This is a genomic window from Ideonella sp. P3_A4 (assembly GCF_056403075.1).
The window spans coordinates 1-2,047 of sequence record NZ_JBFUGE010000872.1; the positions used below are offsets into that span (position 1 = coordinate 1).

The following is a 2,047-nucleotide window of genomic DNA, read 5'->3' on the forward strand; positions in this document are numbered from 1 at the left end:
GGCCTTGCCGGAGCGTTTCATGGCCCTCGAGCGCCAGGCGGTCGAACTCGCCTTCGAGGCCCTGTGCCGGGTCTGCGGGCCGCAGTCCGAGCAGGCCGATGGTTCGGACCGCGCCGGCCTGCTCGTCGATCTCGTGCGCCAGGGAATCGGCCAGTTGCGTGGGCACGCGCTGATCGGCCTTCGCCTGGCGACGTCTGACTACTCAGCTTTCATAGAGAGCGAGACGAGCAAGGCGCTGCTGCAGCGCTACCCGGAACTGCGCGTCAGCGTCGATTCCTCGCTCGAGCCCCTGGGTTGCATCGTCGAGAGCGACCACGGCCAGCTGGATGTCGGCCTGGCAACGCAACTGTCGCGCCTGCGCGAGCTGTGGGCTCAGGGCGCCTCGGGCTCTTCCGACCAGGAAGGACGCCGCTGATGCTGGAAGCCTTGCGCCAGGCCACCACGAAAGCCGAGCTGGTTCGCCGCATCGGTGTCGTTCGCCAGGTCGGTGGCCTGTCGATCGACGCCGAAGGTCCGGACGTGACCCTGGGCGAGTTGTGCCGCATCACGCCGCGCCATGCCGGCCCGCCAGTGTTGGCCGAAGTGGTGAGCCTGCGGCGCGGCGTGGTCACGTTGATGCCCTATCGCGGCACGCATGGTCTGGCGGCCGGCTGCCGCGTCGAAGCCACCGGCCAAAGTGCGCAGATCCCGGTGGGCAACGCGTTGCTGGGCCGCGTGATCGACGGCTTCGGCCATGCGCTCGACGAGCTGCCCGATCCGCCGCGCCTGCAGACACGGCCCGTCAAGGCGGCACCGATCAACCCCTTGCATCGCCCGCGGGTGTCGCAGGTCCTGGAAACCGGTGTGCGCGCGATCGATGGGCTGTTGACGCTCGGGCGTGGCCAGCGCATCGGCATCTTTGCCGGCAGCGGTGTCGGCAAGAGCACGCTGCTGGGCATGGTGGCCCGGCACGTCAAGGCCGACGTCAACGTGATCGCGCTCATCGGCGAACGTGGTCGTGAGGTGAAAGAGTTCATCGACAAGCACCTCGGGCCCGAAGGACTGCGTCGATCGGTGGTGGTCGTTGCGGCGTCGGATCAGCCGGCGCTTGCCCGCCTGCACGCGGCCTACTCGGCGATCGCGATCGCGGAGTTCTTTCGCGACCAAGGCCAGCATGTCGTGCTGACGATGGATTCGATCACCCGCTTCGCGATGGCCCGGCGAGAGATCGGCCTGTCCGCGGGCGAACCGCCGACGGCCCGCGGCTACACGCCTTCGGTCTTCGCCGAGCTGCCGGAACTGTGCGAGCGCTGTGGCACCGCGCCTTCCGGTGGCTCCATCACAGCGTTGCTGACGGTGCTGGTGGAAGGCGACGATCCCAACGAACCGATCGCCGACAACCTGCGAGCGATCCTCGATGGCCACATCGTGCTGTCCCGCAGCTTGGCGCAACAGGCCCATTTCCCCGCCATCGATGTGCTGAAGAGCGCCAGCCGGGTCATGACCGACCTGGTCGACGCCGACGACATGACAATGACCCGGCAGGCACTGGCGACGCTCGACGTCCTCGAACGCAATCGCCAACTKGTCGACATCGGTGCCTACGCCGCTGGCAGCAATGCCGAGCTCGACCAGGCACTGAAGTTGAAGCCCGCCTTGAAGGCATATCTCTGCCAACGCGAAGGCGGCCACCCGCGCGGCGAGGCTGTCCGCGCGCTCAGGGACATCCTGTCCGGCAAGGAAGCGGATTGATGTCGACGTCCATCGATACCCGGGGATTCGACTACCCGCTCGAGCCGGTGCGACAGCGTTCCCACCATCGGGTRGAGACGGCTGCAGGCAAGCTCGGTGAAACGCAGCGCGACCTGACGGAAGCGCGTGAACTGGTCGAAGCAGTCGTCGAGCGTTGTCGCGCTCTGGCTGTGCAATGCACGCCGGCCGCGAAGGCTGCCATCGACCCGCATCGCGCGATTGCCGCGGCGCATCGCATGGTCGCGTTGCGCACGGCCCTGGCGGCGGCCGAAAAGGCGGTCGTCGAGAAAGTGCGGGCAGTGGAGCAAGCGCAGGC

General features: G+C 67.8%; 3 protein-coding genes. All 3 read left to right on the forward strand.

Annotated elements, in window-relative coordinates:
* Positions 1–415, forward strand: a 415-nt coding sequence (locus AC1DYI_RS33885) for a FliH/SctL family protein (protein ID WP_477208496.1), incomplete at its 5' end; no start/stop codon positions are given.
* Positions 415–1,731: a FliI/YscN family ATPase gene (locus AC1DYI_RS33890; protein ID WP_477208497.1), complete on the forward strand. Its 1,317-nt coding sequence runs from the start codon at positions 415–417 to the stop codon at positions 1,729–1,731. The genes AC1DYI_RS33885 and AC1DYI_RS33890, both read left to right, overlap by 1 nt.
* Positions 1,731–2,047 (forward strand): hypothetical protein (locus tag AC1DYI_RS33895; protein WP_477208498.1); only part of this gene is annotated, 317 nt, incomplete at its 3' end. The genes AC1DYI_RS33890 and AC1DYI_RS33895, both read left to right, overlap by 1 nt.